Genomic DNA, 16,259 nt, shown 5'->3' on the forward strand with positions numbered 1-16,259 from the left:
CGTCGTGCCCGTCGAGGCTATCAGCCGGCCCCGCACGGGGGACGGGGGATCAGCCCTGCACGAGGGCGAGGGCGAGCGTCGCTCCGCCCACCGTCGGGACGACCGCGACGAGTCCGAGGAGCGCGTACTGGCGCCACGAGACGTGCACGCCCAGCGCGGTCAGCCTCTGGTGCCAGAGCAGGGTGGCGAGCGAGGCCCACGGGGTGATCAGCGGTCCGGCGTTCACGCCGATCAGCAGGGCGACCAGGCGGAGCGGATCCGCCGCGACGGGCTCGAGGGCGAGGTAGGCGGGCAGGTTGTCGACCAGGTTGGAGGCGACCGCGCCGGAGCCGGCGAGGCGCAGCAGGTCGAGCGTCCCGCTCCCCTCTCCCGCGACCACGGCGAGCGCCGCGCCCAGCCCGAGCTGGTGCGCCGCCTCCATCGCCACGAAGAGGCCCGACGCGAACACGACGAGCTGCCACGGCAGGAGGGCGGGCGTGAGCGCCGCGGGACGTCGCACCGCGAAGAGGACGATCAGCGCGACCGCGGCGACCGTCGCCGGGATCCACACCTCGAGGCCCGAGACGAGCGCCGGCAGGAGCAGAGCTACGACGATCCCCGCGCCGACCAGCAGCACCCGGTCCTCCACCGGCGTCCGCTCCCCCGGGGTGTAGCGCCCGGCCAGCTCGCGCCGGTACCGGATCGCGAGGATCAGCACGGGCACGACGGCCGCGACGAGCGCGGGCACCGCGGTCAGCGCGGCGAAGGCGAAGGGGCCCTCGACCCCCAGGCGCCGCTGCGCGAGCAGGTTGGTGAGGTTCGAGACGGGGAGGAGGAGGGAGGCGCAGTTCGCCAGCCAGACCGTGGCCATCGCGAACGGCAGGGGCGGGACGCGCACGTGCGCCGCGAGCAGGACCACGACCGGGGTCAGGAGCACGGCGGTCGTGTCGAGCGAGAGGAACACCGTGCTGACGACGGCCATCGCCACCACCAGCAGCCAGAGCACCGCGGTCCGCCCGCGGCCCCACTCGGCGGAGCGCTCGGCGACCACGGTGAAGACGCCGGCCTCGGAGGCCAGCTCGGCGACCACGGTCACCGCGACCACGAAGCCGAGGATCGGCGCCGTCCGCTCGACCAGCTCGCCCAGCGCGTCCATCGGGAGGACCCCCGTGACGACGGCCACCGCCCCGACGACGAGCAGCACCGCCCCGATCACAGCCGTGCGCATGTCGTTCCCGTTCTCCTCGGTGTGCCCCGGCTCGAGGATTCGGGTCCCGGCGGCGGTCCACCGTAGCGGGACAACCCCTCGGTGCTGTCAAGCGTTCCTCTGAGAGCTTTCGCACCCGCTAGCGTCGGGGTGAACACGGGAGGCACACGCATGCGCAAGTTCATCCTCAACTCCAGCGTCATCAGCGCGATCGTCGGCGGCTGGTCGATCCTGCAGACCACGCGCAAGGGCCCGCGCGACTGGCGCCTGGCCCTCCAGTGGGTCAGCTGGGCCATCTCGGTCACCGTCGCCCTGGGCTCCGTGTCCTACGACTCGAAGGAGATCGTCAAGGAGGAGCGCGGCAAGAAGCGCGACCACTAGGCCCTCCTGACGCGCCGCCTCCCCGCGGGGCGGCGTGTCAGCCGGTCTCCCGACCCGGTGGCGGCGACACTGTTCCCAGTCGCTGCCGGCACGGGAAACGGGGTTCGTCATGAGGTTTCGTCTGAGGCGTCGCAAGGCGGCCCCCGAGGTCGTCGATGCGGCCCCCGTTCTCACGCAGGACGAGCTCTTCGCCGTCGTCCACGAGCGGCTCGCTGCCTTCGTCGGATCCGAGGGCGCCTGGGTCGTCACGCGCCGCAGCCACGACGACCGCGACCCGATCTTCCACGGGATGCTCGCGCGCTCCCTCGCCCACGAGCTCTCCGCCGCCATCCAGGAGGAGCAGCTCCGCGCCGGCGCCGAGCGGACGTCGTCCCCGGTCACCGAGGCGATCCCCGTGATGCGCGCCTCCACTCCCCCGGTGGAGCCGGCCGCCCTCACCTGGGAGCCGAAGCCGATCGCCGTCTGGGCGGAGCCGGCCCCCGCCGACGTCGCCGTCGACACCCCCGTCGCGACCCGCTCCTGACCCGAGCGGTCGGCCGGCGGGCTCGCCCTCCGGCCGACCCGACGAGCGACGTCGCCCTTCCCGCTGATCGAGGAGGCGGCGCGGCCGCCGTCTCGAGATCCCCCGCGGCCGCCCCTCCCCCGGCCGCCCGTCAGAGCGTCGGCCAGCTCCCGGGTCCCTCGCTGCCCGCCGGGTACTCGTCGAGCGGCACCCGGTCCGCGTGCCACGCGTCGATCGCGGGCTGCACGATGCGCCAGCACTCCTCTGCGGCGTCCCCGCGGACCGAGAGCGACGGGTCGTCGTCGAGGATCCCCGAGATGACCTCGCCGTACGCCAGCAGCTCGCCCGCGCCGAAGGTCGCCTCCAGCGAGGCGCGCTCGAGCGTGTACGGGTCGCCGGGGCCGTTGATGTTCAGCTCGAGCGACATCTGGTCGGGCGCGAGGAACAGCCGCAGCACGGACGGCGCCTCGGTGCCCACGAAGCCGCGGGGCAGGTGCGGCACCGGCTTGAAGCGGATGACCACTTCGCGCCGCCGCTCCCCGAGCGCCTTGCCGGAGCGGAGGGTGAACGGCACGCCGGCCCAGCGCCAGGTGTCGATCTCGACGACCAGCTCGGCCAGCGTCTCGGTCCGGCGAGCGGGGTCCACGCCCTTCTCGTCCGCGTAGGCGGGCAGCTCGCGTCCGTCGATCGTCCCCGCCGTGTAGCGGGCGCGGCGCGAGCTCGCGGCGGGGTCGTCGCCGTGCAGGCGGGTGGCGCGCAGGACGATCGACTTCGCGTCCCGGAGGTCGGCCGCGTCGAGCGAGGACGGCGGCTCCATCGCGATCACCGCGAGGACCTGCAGCAGGTGGCTCTGGATCATGTCGGTCAGCGCGCCCGCGCCGTCGTAGTAGCTCGCCCGCCCCTCGAGGGCCAGCTGCTCGTCGTAGACGATCTCGACGCTCTCGATGTGCTCGGCCGACCACAGCGGCTCGAGGATCCGGTTGGCGAAGCGCAGGCCGAGCACGTTCATCACGGTCGCGCGGCCGAGGAAGTGGTCGACGCGGTGGATGCGGTCCTCGGGGACCAGCGCGGCGAGGCGCTGGTTGAGGGCGTGCGCGCTCGCCTCGTCGGTCCCGAACGGCTTCTCCAGCGCCAGCACGGTGCCCTCCGGCAGGTCGTGGGCGGCGAGCGCCTCGCAGGCCTTCGCCGCGATCGCCGGCGGGAGGGCGAAGTAGACCGCCACCGGACCGGCGCAGCTCGCGAGCAGTGCGGCGAGCGCCTCCGGATCGGTGACGTCGACCTGCTGGTAGCGCGTGCCGGAGGTGAGCGCGTCCACGCCCTCGCCCTGCGCCTCGACGGTGGCGAAGGAGGCGGTCAGCACCTCGTGCCAGTGCTCCTGGGTCCAGTCCTCGCGTCCCGCGCCGACGAGGTGGACCCGCCGGTCGGTCTCGCGGGTCAGCAGCTGGCCGACGGCGGGGAGGAGGAGCCGCGAGGACAGGTCCCCCGTCGCTCCGAGGATGAGCAGGGTCGAGACGGTCTGTGCCATGCGGCTCACCCTACGGCGGCGCTGAAGAGCCCCGCTCCGCCTTGACTGGGAGGCCACAGCCGCACCTGAGAGGATCGCCGCATGGTCTCCCCGATCGAGGACTACGCCGTCCTCTCCGACTGCCGCACGGCCGCTCTCGTCTCCCGCGACGGGGGGATCGACTGGCTGTGCCTGCCGCGCTTCGACTCCGCCTCCGTCTTCGGCGCCCTCCTCGGCGGCGACGACCAGGGGCGCTGGTCGCTCCGGCCGGTGGACGGGGAGGCGACGAGCGAGCGCCACTACCTCGGCGACACGCTCGCGCTGGTCACCCGGTGGACGACGCCCACCGGCGTCGTCGAGGTGGTCGACGTGATGCCGCTGCGCGACGAGCGCGCCGAGCTGGTGCGCCGGGTGCGCGGAGTGTCGGGGACCGTCCGGATGCGGCAGGAGCTGCGCATCCGCTTCGACTACGCCCGCACCATGCCGTGGGTGCGGCAGGAGGGGACGGACGAGGATCCGCTGCTCGTCGCCGTCGCCGGGCCCGACGCGGTCGTGGTGCGCGGAGTGCGGTTGAAGGCCGTCGACCACGCCCACGCGGCGGAGTTCGACGTCGACGCGGACGCGGTCGTCGACCTCTCGATGGCGTGGTTCCCCTCGCACCAGCGGGCGCCGAAGCGCCTCGACGTCGACCGCGCGCTGGAGCGCACGCTCTCCTGGTGGTCCGAGTGGGCGTCGGCGATCGACTACGACGGGCCGCACCGCGACGCCGTCGTCCGCTCGCTGCTGACCCTCCGCGCCCTGACCGACGACGAGACCGGCGGCATCGTCGCGGCGGCGACCACCTCGCTCCCGGAGCAGTTCGGCGGCGCCCGCAACTGGGACTACCGCTACGTCTGGCTCCGCGACGCCTCGCTCACCCTGCAGGCCCTGCTCGCGCACGGGTTCGAGCAGGAGGCGCAGAAGTGGCGGGCCTGGCTGCTCCGCGCGGTCGCGGGCGCGCCGGAGGACGTGCAGATCATGTACGGCCTCGCCGGCGAGCGCGACCTGCCCGAGCGGGAGATGCCGAGCCTGCCCGGCTACGACGGCGCCTCCCCCGTGCGGATCGGGAACGCCGCCGTCGACCAGTACCAGGCGGACGTGATCGGCGAGGTGATGGTCGCTCTGCACGAGGCCCGCGTGGCCGGAGTGGACGAGACGGAGTTCTCCTGGCCGCTCCAGCGCGCGCTCCTGGGCTTCGTCGAGACCAACTGGCAGCGGCCGGACAACGGCATCTGGGAGATCCGGGGCGAGCCGCGGCACTTCACGCACTCGCGGGTCATGATCTGGGCCGCGCTCGATCGGGGCGTCCGCGCCGTGCGCGAGAACGGCCTGCCCGGCCCGGTCGAGACCTGGGAGCGCCTCCGCGACGAGGTGCGCGCCGAGATCGAGGCCCAGGGCTTCGACGCCGAGCGCGGCCACTTCGTGCAGTCCTACGGCTCGCCCGAGGTCGACGCGTCGCTCCTCGTGCTGCCGATGGTCGGCTTCGTCCCCGCCGACGACCCGCGGATGCTGGGCACCGTCGCCGAGCTGGAGCGCGTGCTCCTGCAGGACGGCCTGCTGCACCGCTACCGGACCGAGTCCTCGGTCGACGGCCTCGCCGGCGGCGAGCACCCGTTCCTCGCCTGCTCCTTCTGGCTCGTCCGGCAGTACGCCGACTCCGGCCGGATCGACGACGCGCGGACCCTGATGGACCGGCTCGTCGGGCTCTGCAACGACGTGGGCCTCCTCTCGGAGGAGTACGACGTCGAGGGCCGCCGGCACGCGGGGAACACTCCCCAGGCCCTCTCCCACCTCGCCCTGGTGCAGGCGGCCGACGCGATCGCGGCAGCCCGATGAGGCGCCGCCGCATCGTGCTCGCGAGCATCGGCGGAGTCCTCGGAGTCGCGGTCCTCGGCTTCCTCACCTGGAGCTCGATCGTCAGCGGCCCCGACGAGGACGCCCTCGCCCGCGTGCGCGCCGATCCGGCGATCGCGGTCGAGCGCACGGACGACGCGCTCGTGATGACGCCGACCTCGACCGGCGAGCTGGCCGGCACGGGCCTGGTCTTCATCCCCGGAGCGAAGGTCGACGCCTCCTCCTACGAGGCGACCCTGGCTCCGCTGGTCGAGGCCGGGGCGACCGTCGTGATCACGCGGCCGATCCTGCACCTGGCCTTCTTCGATCTCCGCTCGCTCGAGACCTTCACCAGCCAGGCCGAGGGCGTCGACCGCTGGCTCGTCGGCGGCCACTCCCTCGGCGGCGTGAAGGCCTGCCAGTGGGCCGAGGACCCGGCGGTGGCGGGCCTGGTGCTGCTCGGCAGCTACTGCGCGAACGACCTCTCGGACTCCGGGCTCCCCGTCCTCAGTGTCAGCGGATCGGAGGACGGGCTCAGCACGCCGGAGAAGGTCGCCGACGCGAGCGTCCGGCTGCCCTCCTCCGCCGACCTCGTCGAGATCGACGGCGCCAACCACGCCGACTTCGGCTGGTACGGGCCGCAGGCGGGCGACGGCGAGGCGACCATCAGCCACGAGGAGGCGGACGCCCGCATCGCCGAGGCCCTCCTGGGCTTCAGCCGCGAGGTCGGCTGAGTCGCCCGCTCCCGCTTGACCTCGAGCGCACTCGAAGTCGTAGGTTGACGCCATGTCCACCGCCACCGCCGCCCCGGCCGAGCCGGAGGTGCTGTCGATCTCGCAGGTCGCCGCCGTCACCGGTCTCACCGTGCACACCCTGCGCTACTACGAGCGCGCCGGGCTCATGCTCGACCCGGTCGAGCGCGCCTCGTCGCAGCACCGCCGCTACCGGCCGGCCGACGTCGGCTGGGTCGACTTCCTCACCAAGCTCCGCGCGACCGGGATGCCGATCGCGCGGATCCGCGAGTACGCCCGGCTCCTCCGGATCGGGCCCGCCACGGAGCCGGAGCGCCTCGCGCTGCTCCGGACGCACCGCGAGGAGGTCGAGGCGCAGCTCGCCCGGACACACGCCAGCCTCGCCGCGATCGACATCAAGATCGCGGCGTACCAGGAGAGGACCACCCACTGATGAAGACGATCACCCTCGGATCCGACGTCGCCGCCCTCGAGGTCTCGCGCCTCGGGCTCGGCGCGATGGGCATGTCGGCGTTCTACACCGGCGCCGGCACCGACGACGCGGAGTCGATCCGCACCGTGCACCGCGCCCTCGAGCTCGGCGTCACGTTCCTCGACACCGCCGAGATCTACGGCCCGTACACCAACGAGGAGCTGCTCGGCCGCGCGCTGGCAGGCCGCCGCGACGAGGTGGTGCTGGCGAGCAAGTTCGGCATGATCCGCCACCGCGGCGACGAGGGCCGCGGACTCGACGGCTCCCCGGAGAACCTGCGGCTCGCCGTCGAGGGCTCGCTCGCGCGCCTCGGCACCGACCGCATCGACCTCTACTACCAGCACCGCATGGACCCGGGCGTCCCGGTCGAGGAGACCGCCGGGGCCTTCGCGGAGCTGATCCAGGAGGGCAAGCTCCGCGGCTACGGCCTCTCGGAGGCGGCGCCCGCGACGATCCGGCGCGCTCACGCCGTGCACCCGGTCACCGCTGTGCAGTCCGAGTACTCGCTCTGGACCCGCGACCCCGAGGCGGAGGTGCTGCCGGTCCTCCGCGAGCTCGGCATCGGCTTCGTCCCGTACTCGCCGCTGGGCCGCGGCTTCCTCACGGGCAGCATCCGCTCGGTCGCCGAGCTGGGCAGCGACGACTTCCGCCGCGACAACCCCCGCTTCGCCGACGGAGCGCTGGAGGCGAACCTCCGCATCGTGGAGGCCGTCGACCGTGTGGCGGCAGAGGCGGACGCGACCGCCGCGCAGGTGGCGCTCGCCTGGCTGCTCGCCCAGGGCGAGGACATCGCTCCGATCCCGGGCACCAAGCGCGTCTCGCGCATCGAGGAGAACGCCGCCGCGGACGCCCTCGTGCTGACCGCGGAGCAGCTCGACGTCCTCGGCTCGCTCGAGGCCCCCGTCGGCGACCGCTACGCCGACATGAGCTCCGTGAACCGCTGACCGCCCTGCGGGACGCCGCTCGCCGCGCGCACCCCGGGTGCGGCCGTGCGAGCGGCGTCCTCGCAGGAGTCAGTCCCGCGGCGGCAGCTCCCGCTTCGGGGTGTCCCGCTTCGGGGTGTCCCGCAGGTCGATGAGACCTGTGAACATCGCCCCCCGCTCGTTCGAGCGCTCGTCGCCCGAGAACAGGTTGTCCGGGGCGGAGGACCCGTGCCGGCGCGGGGTCGCGGCGGGAGCGGGCTCCCGCTCCATCTCGACGCGCTGACGCGGGAGGGCGACGGGGTCGTTCTCGTGCAGCCACGAGACGAGCCGCTCGCGCACGTAGCAGCGCAGGTCGAAGAGCGTCGGCGCGTCCTTCGCGGTGACGAGCACCCGGATCCGGACGAAGCCGCCCGTCGCGTCGGTCACCTGCAGCACGCTGGTGCGCCGGTCCCAGAGGTCGGTCTCCTCGAGCATGCGGTGCAGCTCGTCGCGCATCTGCTCGGGGCTCACCCGCCAGTCCAGGTCGAGCTCGACGGCGCCGAGCAGCTCGGACCCGGTGCGGGTCCAGTTCTGGAACGGCTGGGTCGTGAAGTAGTTCGTGGGCAGCACCAGGCGGCGGTCGTCCCAGAGGTGGACGACGACGTAGGTCAGCGTGATCTCCTCGATCCGCCCCCACTCGGTCTCGACGATCACCACGTCGTCCAGGCGGATGGCGTCACTGAAGGCGAGCTGCATCCCGGCGAAGATGTTCGTGAGGCTCGACTGCGCGGCCAGGCCCGCCACGATCGAGAGCACGCCGGCCGAGGCCAGGAGGCTCGCACCGGCCGTGCGGGCCTCGGGGAAGGTCAGCAGCGAGGCGCCGATCGCGATGACCACGACGGCCGCCACGGCGACCCTCCGGATGATCGTCATCTGCGTGCGGAGGCGGCGTGCCCGGCGGTTGTCGGCCGTGTCGGTCCGGTAGCGCTCGGCGCCCAGGTCCTCGAGGAACACGAACAGGGATCCGATCACCCACGCCGCCGCGCCGATCGTGGCGATCTGGAACACCCGCTGCACGAGACCCGGCCAGGGGTCGCCCGACACGGTGGCGGCGAGCGCGGCCCAGACCGCGATGGTCATCAGCAGCACGCGGAACGGGATGCGCAGACGCCGGATCAGCAGGCGCGCCCAGGTCTTGCGCTTGCCGACCGAGCGCAGCACGAGGGCGACGACGGCGGTCGCGACCACGGCGATCACGACCGCGATCACCACGGCGAGCGCGATCGAGCCGATCACGGGGAGGACGTCTTCGGGCACATCGGTCCTTTCTGGAGGGGAAACGGAAGCGAACGGAGATCCTGCCACGCGAACGGGGGTCGGTCCGCATTCTGCGCCGGACACCGTGCGGATGCTCAGGCGCCTGTTGGCGTCGGCGGACGGAGACGTCGACCTCGCCTGGAGCACCGTCGCCCGGGCCTTCACGCGGACGGGCATCACCCTGAGCCTGACCGCCGCCGCAGACGACCAGGGCCAGGCCTCCGACGCGCTCGACGTCGGGATCGGCTCCACGAGCGTCGGCTTCCGCGGAGTCCTGCCGCTGCTCGACCCGTCGACCGCCGCACCCTCCAGCGAGTGAGTACGGGCCGGCGCTCCCCCCGCGGGCGCTCCGAGGAGGTCGGGAACGGACTCGGTCCGGGAACGACGAAGCCCCGCACCTCACGAGGAGGTGCGGGGCTGGTGGTGCACCCCCTCGGACTTGAACCGAGAACCCACTGATTAAGAGTCAGTTGCTCTGCCGATTGAGCTAGAGGTGCGTTCCGGCCGGCTGATCGTGCGTGCCGAACCGAGGGATCACATTACCAGCGTCTCCCCCCGTCTCGTCAAATCGAGTGCGACGGAAAGCCCGCGGTAGCGATCGGAGGCTCCGCGGGACCCACCGGTATCGTGGTCGCGTGACCCCGCAGAGCAGTGACCAGAGCTTCGACGACGACCTCCGACTCGCCCTCCGCCTGGCGGACGCGGCCGATGCGATCTCGCGGGAGCGGTTCGGCGCGCTCGACCTCGTCGTGGACACGAAGCTCGACCGCACCCCGGTCACCGACGCCGACCGCGCCGTCGAGGAGGCGATCCGCGCGCTGCTCGCCGCCGAGCGTCCGGACGACGCGATCCTCGGCGAGGAGTTCGGCACCTCGGGCGAGGCCTCGCGGCAGTGGATCCTCGACCCGATCGACGGCACCGCCCACTTCCTCCGCGGCGTCCCGATCTGGGCGACCCTGATCGCGCTCGCGGTCGACGGCGTCCCCGTCGTCGGAGTCGTCTCCGCTCCCGCTCTCGGCACGCGCTGGTGGGCGGCCGAGGGCTCCGGCGCCTGGGCCGTCGAGCTGGAGGCCGGGGCCGAGCCGCGACCGCTGCGCGTCTCGGGGATCGACACGCTCGCCTCGGCGACCTTCAGCTACAACAGCATTCAGCAGTGGGAGGGCGCGGGCCGTCTCCCGCAGTTGCTCGAGCTCGCCGGCGCCGTCTGGCGCGACCGGGCGTACGGGGACGCGTGGCCCTACATGCTCGTCGCCGAGGGTCTCCTCGACGGTGCGGGCGAGTTCGATGTGAAGCCCTACGACCTGGCGGCCCTGGTGCCGATCGTGCAGGAGGCGGGCGGCCGCTTCACCTCCGCCGACGGGGAGGACGGGCCGTGGCACGGCAGCGCCGTCGCCACCAACGGCCTGCTGCACGACGAGGTGCTCGCGATCGTGGCGCCGCGATGAGGAGCCGGACGGCCGCGCTCGCCTCGGCGGCGCTCCTCCTGCTCCTCTCGGGCTGCTCCTCCGTCGTCGGGCCGGACGGCCCGGAGGCCGTGCGTGACGAGGGCGGCACGGTGGCGACCGCCGGCGTCACCGACGTGTTCTCGCTGCGGCGCGGCGACTGCCTGGCCGACCCGGGCGACGACCGCATCGCCGACGTGGACGTTGTTCCCTGCGCCGAGGAGCACGAACTGGAGGTCTTCCACACGTTCGCGCAGCCCGGAGACCGCTACACCAGCCGCAACACGCTGCTCGCCCAGGCCGAGGCGGGCTGCGAGCCGGAGTTCGGCGCCGTGATGGGGATCGCCTACGGCGACTCCGCCCTCGAGTACCGCTCGCTCGTCCCCTCCGAGGTCGGCTGGCGCCACGGGGACCGCACGATCGTCTGCGCGGTCCTCGATCCGGCCGACGACTCCACCACCGGCAGCCTCTTCGGCTCCGCTCGCTGACCACGGCTCCGATCGACCCCCGTTCGGCTCATTGACACGCGCTCCGGCGGAGCGCAGGGTGAAGGGACGACCGGCAGGCGCGAGGGGGCGCGGAGACCGGCGGCTCAGGAGTCGACATGCAGGACCGGCACGATCAGGAACCCCCCGAGCGCTCGCGCACGGCCGAGCAGCACTGGGGACCGGCGGACAGCCTGTTCCCGAGGCTCCACCGGCAGAGCTCCCTGCTCGCCGCGGCGGAGGCGGTCGCGCAGGTCGACGGGCCCGGCCCGGGCGACGTCTGGTCGCGGCTCCTGCACGACTACGCCCACGCCTCCGACCGCGTCGTCTCGGTGGACGGCGACGCCGAGGCCGCCACGCTCGGCTGGCTGAAGCCGCGCGGGGTGGTCTCGCTGCTGGTCACCGAGCGGTGCGACGACGACGCCGCCGCCGAGCACCTGGTGGCCGCGCTCGCCGCGATGAACGCCGTGACCCTCTCCGTGCACGAGGCGCGAGCAGTACGCCTCCGTCCTCTGCTGGACGTGCTGCACCGGCTCCTGCCCGACGCGTTCGCCGAGCTGCCGGTGGACCGCAGCGCGCACTACCCGGTCGGCACCGCCGTCGCCGTGCTGGCGCCGGGCGTGCTCTACCGGGACTGGGCCCCGCCGCAGGCTCTCGGTGGCCCGGCGCACGACGACGACGACCGGCTGGCGATGCTCACCCTCTACGGGCGGATCAGACAGCTCGACGTGCGACCGTCGTGAGGGCGGCGGAGCGGAGCTCCCAGTGTGCGACGACGACCGGTGGTGGAGATGGGGGGAATCGAACCCCCGTCCATCGCTGTGATTCTGCGCCTTCTACGGGTGTAGCCGATGAGAGCGTTCTGCTCGGCCCCGACCGTTACCATCGGCGCATCGGTCGACGGGCCCAGCCCGAGTGCAAGTCCCGCGTCGTCCTCAGGCGTAACGACGCAGCAAGTCCTCTAGATGACGCCAGGATCCGGGGCGAGGACGCACCCACGGGCTGACGGACTATCTACTCTGGCTTAGGCAGCGAGAGCGAAGTCGGTGCGCTTCTGTTCGGCACCTGTGTTTTCCAGGGATCGTTGACGAGATGACCCTGGATCCTCGACCCGCTTCTCGCAGTTTCGCAGGCAATGTCGAAACCGATCATCCCCGCGAGCACTCGACGGCCCGGAGGCCGCTGGAGTGGGTCGTTCGTCGCACACTGTGGAGTTACGAGTCCTAGTCTACCTCAGCTCCGCGGGCGGTCACCCGGCGGCGGCGCAGATCGAGCAGACCCAGCACGAGCGCGAGCGCGATCAGCCCGAGGGTGACGAAGTAGCCGTTGCGGAAGGCGTCGTGGTAGCGGTCCAGCCCCTCCGCCATCCCCTGCTCGCTCGCCAGCGTCGCGAAGAAGACGGCGGAGGCGCAGGCGGTGCCGACCGCGGTGCCCACGCGCTGGCCGAGCTGGCCCACGGAGCCCGCCACGCCGCCCTGCGCCGGCGGGATCTCGGCGAGGGTGAGCGTCTGGTTCGGCGACACGACGAAGCCGCCGCCGGCCCCGGCGACGAGCATCGCGGCACCCATGCCGTAGGCCGCGGTCTCGGCCGGGAGGAGCTCGGCGGCGAGCAGCACGAGCGTGAAGCCGATGACCACGAGCACGATGCCGAGCACCACCAGTGCGCGGCCGTAGCGCTGCACGAGCTTGCCGCCGTACCAGGCTGTCACCGCCGAGGTCAGCGCGAACGGGATGCTCACCATGCCGGCGAACACCGGCTCGAGGCCGAGCCCCTGCTGGAGGAAGAGCGTGGTGAGGAGGAAGGTCGCCGGGATCGCGGCGAAGTAGGAGGTCGCGACCAGGATGCCGTTGCGGTAGGAGCTGGTCCGGAAGATGCGGAAGTCGATGACGGGCGTCCGCCCCGACGCGGCGTAGTGCGCCTCCCAGCGCACGAAGACGGCGGCGGCGGCCGCGGCGAGGACCAGCCAGAACCAGCGGTAGGGCGAGTCCGAGGAGGAGCCCGTGGTCAGCAGGAACGGCAGCATGAACGCGAAGATCGCGACCGCCAGCAGGAGCAGGCCGACCGGGTCGAGGGACCGGTCTCCCTCGGGCCGCGAGCGCTTCTTCGGGATGAGCTTCCAGGCGAAGACCAGCGCGGCGACGCCCAGCGGGATGTTCATCCAGAACAGCAGGCGCCAGCCGTCCTGCTCGCCGCCGATCGCGATCAGGAGGCCGCCGAGGGTCGGGCCGAAGGCGGTCGACAGGCCGATGGTCGCGCCGAAGACCCCGAAGGCCCGGGCCCGCTCGGCGCCGGTGAACATCTGCTGCACCAGCCCGAGGACCTGGGGCATCTGGATGCCCGCGGCGACGCCCTGCAGGAAGCGCGCGACGACGAGCAGCTCGATCGACGGCGCGAGCGCGCAGAGCAGGCTCGTCACCGTGAACGCGGTCAGCCCGATGAGGAACAGCAGGCGGCGCGAGCGGATGTCGCCCAGCCGGCCGGCCGGCACGAGCGCCAGTCCGAAGGCGAGCGCGTAGCCCGCGACGATCAGCTGCAGCTGGCTCGCATCCGCTCCGAGCGAGCGCTCGATCGACGGCAGGCCGACGTTGACCTTCGAGAGGTCGAGGATCGTGATGGCCGCGACTCCGACGCTCACCGCGAAGGCGCGCCACCGCGTCTTCTCGTCGGCGGCGCTCAGGGCGGCGGGGGCGCTGTTCTCGGGGGAGGTCACGCGCCCCAGTCTCCCAAAGCACGGGGCGCGAAGAAGAGGCTTGCGCGGCACCCGTCGGACAGTGCCCGCCGGGGCCTACTCGCCGAGGCGGCGGCGGGTCGACATCGCACGGTCCGCCTCGCGGCGGTCCTGGCGCTCTCGGAGGACCTGGCGCTTGTCGTAGTCCTTCTTGCCCTTGGCCACGGCAAGCTCGACCTTGGCCTTGCCGTCGCTGAAGTACAGCGAGAGCGGGATCAGCGTGTACCCGCCCTCCTTCACCTTGTTGTGGATCTTGAGGATCTGCGCCTTGTGCAGCAGCAGCTTGCGCTTGCGGCGCGGCGGGTGGTTCGTCCAGGTGCCCTGGGCCCACTCGTTGATGTGGACGGCGTCGAGCCACGCCTCTCCCCCGTCGACGAACGCGTAACCGTCGACCAGCGAGGCTCGGCCGGCCCGGAGGGACTTCACCTCGGTGCCGGTGAGCACGAGGCCCGCCTCGTAGGTGTCCTCGATGAGGTAGTCGTGGCGCGCCTTGCGGTTGGTCGCGACGACCTTCTGTCCCTGTTCTCTGGGCACGGCTGCTCCTCGGGTCGCGAGCGGATGAAGGGGGCGGGCATCGTCGGGGCGATGCACCGGTGGGCCGCCCCGAACGGGACAGCCCACCAGTATACGTCCGGTCCGGGATCAGACCCGCAGGTACCGCGCGATCGCGACGTTCGCCGAGACCGCGGCCAGGACGATGCCGACCACGATCAGGATCGGCACGACGATCAGAGCGTCGTCGAGTCCCACGAAGGAGGTCAACGGGATCCGGTACGCCAGGAACCCCTGCACGAAGACCTGCACGATGGCGACCACCGCGACTCCCGCGAGGATCGAGCCGACCAGCGCGGCGAAGACCCCCTCGAGGATGAACGGGGTCTGGATGAACCTGTTCGAGGCCCCCACGAGCCGCATGATGCCCAGCTCCCGTCTCCGCGAGAACGCCGAGAGGCGGATCGTGGTGGCGATGAGCAGCACGGCCGCGACGAGCATCAGGACGGCGATGCCGATCGCCGTGTAGCTCGCCGCGTTGAGGATCGAGAAGATCTGGTCGAGGTACTGCCGCTGGTCGGTGACGCTCTCGACTCCCGAGACGCTCGACAGGCTCTCCACGATGACGTCCGACTGGGTCGGGTCCTTCAGGTTGATCCAGAAGGTCTGGTTGAGCAGGTCGGGAGTGACGTACTCGGCGACCGGGTTGCCCGCGAACTGCTCCTGGAAGTTCGCGTAGGCCTGGTCGTGGTCCTCGAAGTAGGAGCGGTCGATGTACGGCGCGAGCGTGGCGCCCTCGAGCTGGCCCTGCACCGCGTCGATCTGCTCGGCGGTGGCGTCGGAGCCGCTGCAGTTCGAGCCGCCGGAGGTGGCGGTGCACATGTACACCGCGACCTGCGCCTTGTCGTACCAGAAGTTCTTCATCTGGCCGATCTGCATCTGGAGCAGGATCGCCGTGCCGACGAAGGTGAGGGAGATGAAGGTCACCAGGATCACCGAGACGACCATGGAGACGTTGCGCCGGAGGCCGCTGGCGACCTCCGACCAGATCAGTGCGAATCTCACTTGACGGGTCCTACGTTCTGCTGGTCGTCGCCGGTCTCGTCGCCCTCGCCCGCGTGGGCGCGGAGGCCGAGGCGCGCGGCGAGCGACTCCTCGGGCAGGGCGCCGGTGTCGGCGGGGAGGAAGATCGGACCGGTCTGGCTCTGCAGCTCGACGACGCGCGGGGCGGCGGCGGGCTCGGCGGCCGGCTCCGGCTCGCGCTCCGGCTCGACGGCGGCGGAGCGGCGGCCCTCGGGGACGCGGGGCTGGGCGGCGGTCTGCGAGAGGCGGGCCGGCTCGGGCGGCGGGGCCGGGGCCTCCTGGCGCAGGTCGATCTCGGGGACCTCGGCGGGCGCGAGCTCGCTGTCGATGATCGCCGGGGGCGCGGGCTGCTCGGCGACCGCGTGGTCGTCGGCCGCCACGACCACGACGCCGTCGTGGACGACGGTGATGCTCTCGGTCTGGCCGTAGCCGCCCTGGCTCTCGTCGCGGACGATGCTGCCTGCCGAGAGCTCGATGACGCGGCGCTTCATCTGGTCGACGATGCCGGCCTCGTGGGTCGCCATGATCACGGTCGTGCCGCCCGCGTTGATCCGCTCGAGCAGCGCCATGATGCCGGCGCTCGTGGTCGGGTCGAGGTTGCCCGTGGGCTCGTCGGCCAGCAGGACGGCCGGCTTGTTGACGACGGCACGGGCGATCGCCACGCGCTGCTGCTCGCCGCCGGAGAGCTCGTGGGGCAGGCGCGACGCCTTGCCCGCGAGGCCCACCATCTTGAGCGTGTCCGGGACGGCCTCCTGGATGTAGCCCTTCGACTTGCCGATCACCTGGAGGCTGAACGCGACGTTGTCGAAGACGGACTTGTTCGGCAGCAGCCGGAAGTCCTGGAACACGACGCCCATGTTGCGGCGGAAGTACGGGACCTTGCGGCTCGAGATCTTGCCGAGGTTCTGCCCGAGCACGTGGATCGACCCGGAGGAGGGGCGCTCCTCCTTGAGGATCAGGCGGAGGCAGCTCGACTTGCCGGAGCCGGAGGCGCCGACGAGGAAGACGAACTCGCCCCGGAGGATCTCGAGATCGATGGCGTTGAGGGCGGGTCTCGTGCCGCCCCGATACTGCTTGGAGACGTTGTCGAAGCGAATCATGTCGGTACGAGGGTAAGCGACGATCCCGAAGAGTCCGCCG

The 16,259-nt window shown here is 72.3% G+C and carries 17 protein-coding genes, 1 tRNA gene and 1 other RNA gene; 10 read left to right on the forward strand and 9 right to left on the reverse strand.

Annotated features, from left to right (window positions below; all coding sequences use genetic code 11):
- Nucleotides 1-49 precede the first annotated feature (49 nt).
- Nucleotides 50-1,207: an SLC13 family permease gene (locus C5B98_RS05925; protein WP_104233214.1), complete on the reverse strand. Its 1,158-nt coding sequence runs from the start codon at nt 1,205-1,207 to the stop codon at nt 50-52.
- Nucleotides 1,208-1,357: 150 nt separating this feature from the next.
- Between C5B98_RS05925 and C5B98_RS05930 the strand changes: the two genes are divergently transcribed.
- Complete coding sequence (locus tag C5B98_RS05930; protein ID WP_104327450.1) at nt 1,358-1,567, forward strand: hypothetical protein; 210 nt, start codon at nt 1,358-1,360, stop codon at nt 1,565-1,567.
- Nucleotides 1,568-1,676: 109 nt separating this feature from the next.
- Nucleotides 1,677-2,090 (forward strand): hypothetical protein, encoded by a 414-nt coding sequence (locus tag C5B98_RS05935; protein WP_104327451.1) that lies wholly within the window; start codon nt 1,677-1,679, stop codon nt 2,088-2,090.
- A 130-nt stretch (nt 2,091-2,220) separates the two neighbouring features.
- Here the strand turns inward: C5B98_RS05935 and C5B98_RS05940 are convergent, their stop codons facing one another.
- Entirely contained in the window at nt 2,221-3,594 is a 1,374-nt protein-coding gene (locus C5B98_RS05940) for a glucose-6-phosphate dehydrogenase (RefSeq protein ID WP_181065465.1), read from the reverse strand.
- Nucleotides 3,595-3,675: 81 nt separating this feature from the next.
- Here C5B98_RS05940 and C5B98_RS05945 point away from each other — a divergent pair, with 81 nt between their 5' ends.
- Genes C5B98_RS05945 through C5B98_RS05960 form a run of 4 tightly spaced genes read left to right on the forward strand, consistent with a single transcriptional unit; the run spans nt 3,676 to nt 7,613 of the window.
- Nucleotides 3,676-5,448, forward strand: coding sequence for a glycoside hydrolase family 15 protein (locus C5B98_RS05945; RefSeq protein WP_104223549.1), 1,773 nt, complete (start codon nt 3,676-3,678; stop codon nt 5,446-5,448).
- Nucleotides 5,445-6,179, forward strand: a complete 735-nt coding sequence (locus C5B98_RS05950) for an alpha/beta hydrolase (RefSeq protein WP_104327452.1) — start codon at nt 5,445-5,447, stop codon at nt 6,177-6,179. Before C5B98_RS05945 ends, C5B98_RS05950 begins: the two co-directional genes overlap by 4 nt.
- A gap of 52 nt (nt 6,180-6,231) precedes the next feature.
- Nucleotides 6,232-6,630 (forward strand): MerR family transcriptional regulator, encoded by a 399-nt coding sequence (locus C5B98_RS05955; RefSeq protein WP_104223551.1) that lies wholly within the window; start codon nt 6,232-6,234, stop codon nt 6,628-6,630.
- Complete coding sequence (locus tag C5B98_RS05960) at nt 6,630-7,613, forward strand: aldo/keto reductase (RefSeq protein WP_104327453.1); 984 nt, start codon at nt 6,630-6,632, stop codon at nt 7,611-7,613. The genes C5B98_RS05955 and C5B98_RS05960 overlap by 1 nt, the downstream gene beginning before the upstream one ends.
- A 69-nt stretch (nt 7,614-7,682) precedes the next feature.
- Here C5B98_RS05960 and C5B98_RS05965 read toward each other — a convergent pair whose 3' ends face one another.
- Nucleotides 7,683-8,888 carry a mechanosensitive ion channel family protein gene (locus C5B98_RS05965; RefSeq protein WP_258063446.1) on the reverse strand — a complete coding sequence of 402 codons (1,206 nt, stop codon included), beginning with the start codon at nt 8,886-8,888 and terminating at the stop codon, nt 7,683-7,685.
- A gap of 91 nt (nt 8,889-8,979) precedes the next feature.
- Here C5B98_RS05965 and C5B98_RS16860 point away from each other — a divergent pair, with 91 nt between their 5' ends.
- Entirely contained in the window at nt 8,980-9,207 is a 228-nt protein-coding gene (locus C5B98_RS16860; protein ID WP_181028778.1) for a hypothetical protein, read from the forward strand.
- A gap of 102 nt (nt 9,208-9,309) precedes the next feature.
- On the opposite strand, the gene C5B98_RS05970 is transcribed toward C5B98_RS16860, so the two are convergent.
- Nucleotides 9,310-9,385, reverse strand: a tRNA-Lys gene (locus tag C5B98_RS05970).
- Between the two features lie 138 nt (nt 9,386-9,523).
- Between C5B98_RS05970 and C5B98_RS05975 the strand changes: the two genes are divergently transcribed.
- From C5B98_RS05975 to C5B98_RS05985, 3 genes are all read left to right on the forward strand, one after another.
- Nucleotides 9,524-10,333, forward strand: coding sequence for an inositol monophosphatase family protein (locus C5B98_RS05975; protein WP_104223554.1), 810 nt, complete (start codon nt 9,524-9,526; stop codon nt 10,331-10,333).
- The gene (locus C5B98_RS05980) at nt 10,330-10,818 is read left to right on the forward strand and encodes a septum formation family protein (RefSeq protein ID WP_104233204.1); all 489 of its coding nucleotides are present in this window, start codon (nt 10,330-10,332) and stop codon (nt 10,816-10,818) included. The genes C5B98_RS05975 and C5B98_RS05980 overlap by 4 nt, the downstream gene beginning before the upstream one ends.
- 116 nt (nt 10,819-10,934) lie before the next feature.
- Nucleotides 10,935-11,558 (forward strand): hypothetical protein, encoded by a 624-nt coding sequence (locus tag C5B98_RS05985; RefSeq protein WP_104327454.1) that lies wholly within the window; start codon nt 10,935-10,937, stop codon nt 11,556-11,558.
- A 40-nt stretch (nt 11,559-11,598) separates the two neighbouring features.
- On the opposite strand, the gene ssrA is transcribed toward C5B98_RS05985, so the two are convergent.
- The 5 genes from ssrA to ftsE form a co-directional block, all read right to left on the reverse strand.
- Nucleotides 11,599-11,971: a transfer-messenger RNA gene (gene ssrA, locus C5B98_RS05990) on the reverse strand.
- A 67-nt stretch (nt 11,972-12,038) separates the two neighbouring features.
- Nucleotides 12,039-13,526 (reverse strand): MFS transporter, encoded by a 1,488-nt coding sequence (locus C5B98_RS05995; protein WP_104223557.1) that lies wholly within the window; start codon nt 13,524-13,526, stop codon nt 12,039-12,041.
- Nucleotides 13,527-13,601: 75 nt separating this feature from the next.
- Nucleotides 13,602-14,078, reverse strand: a complete 477-nt coding sequence (smpB, locus tag C5B98_RS06000; RefSeq protein WP_104223558.1) for an SsrA-binding protein SmpB — start codon at nt 14,076-14,078, stop codon at nt 13,602-13,604.
- A 108-nt stretch (nt 14,079-14,186) separates the two neighbouring features.
- Nucleotides 14,187-15,101, reverse strand: coding sequence for a permease-like cell division protein FtsX (gene ftsX, locus C5B98_RS06005; protein ID WP_104223559.1), 915 nt, complete (start codon nt 15,099-15,101; stop codon nt 14,187-14,189).
- On the reverse strand, nt 15,098-16,219 hold the full coding sequence (gene ftsE / locus C5B98_RS06010) for a cell division ATP-binding protein FtsE (protein WP_104233202.1): 1,122 nt from the start codon (nt 16,217-16,219) through the stop codon (nt 15,098-15,100). The genes ftsX and ftsE overlap by 4 nt, the downstream gene beginning before the upstream one ends.
- Between the last annotated feature and the right edge of the window lie 40 nt (nt 16,220-16,259).

It is taken from the genome of Rathayibacter sp. AY1A5, from assembly GCF_002930875.1.
Taxonomy (GTDB): domain Bacteria; phylum Actinomycetota; class Actinomycetes; order Actinomycetales; family Microbacteriaceae; genus Rathayibacter.

Bases quoted from the DNA above. Each gene is read 5' to 3' on its own strand.
- C5B98_RS05940 (WP_181065465.1), bottom strand. From the start codon at position 3,594: ATGGCACAGACCGTCTCGACCCTGCTCATCCTCGGAGCGACGGGGGAC.
- ftsE (WP_104233202.1), bottom strand. From the start codon at position 16,219: ATGATTCGCTTCGACAACGTCTCCAAGCAGTATCGGGGCGGCACGAGA.
- C5B98_RS05980 (WP_104233204.1), top strand. From the start codon at position 10,330: ATGAGGAGCCGGACGGCCGCGCTCGCCTCGGCGGCGCTCCTCCTGCTC.
- C5B98_RS05955 (WP_104223551.1), top strand. From the start codon at position 6,232: ATGTCCACCGCCACCGCCGCCCCGGCCGAGCCGGAGGTGCTGTCGATC.
- C5B98_RS05985 (WP_104327454.1), top strand. From the start codon at position 10,935: ATGCAGGACCGGCACGATCAGGAACCCCCCGAGCGCTCGCGCACGGCC.
- C5B98_RS05945 (WP_104223549.1), top strand. From the start codon at position 3,676: ATGGTCTCCCCGATCGAGGACTACGCCGTCCTCTCCGACTGCCGCACG.
- C5B98_RS05950 (WP_104327452.1), top strand. From the start codon at position 5,445: ATGAGGCGCCGCCGCATCGTGCTCGCGAGCATCGGCGGAGTCCTCGGA.
- C5B98_RS16860 (WP_181028778.1), top strand. From the start codon at position 8,980: ATGCTCAGGCGCCTGTTGGCGTCGGCGGACGGAGACGTCGACCTCGCC.
- C5B98_RS05925 (WP_104233214.1), bottom strand. From the start codon at position 1,207: ATGCGCACGGCTGTGATCGGGGCGGTGCTGCTCGTCGTCGGGGCGGTG.
- C5B98_RS05960 (WP_104327453.1), top strand. From the start codon at position 6,630: ATGAAGACGATCACCCTCGGATCCGACGTCGCCGCCCTCGAGGTCTCG.
- C5B98_RS05930 (WP_104327450.1), top strand. From the start codon at position 1,358: ATGCGCAAGTTCATCCTCAACTCCAGCGTCATCAGCGCGATCGTCGGC.
- C5B98_RS05935 (WP_104327451.1), top strand. From the start codon at position 1,677: ATGAGGTTTCGTCTGAGGCGTCGCAAGGCGGCCCCCGAGGTCGTCGAT.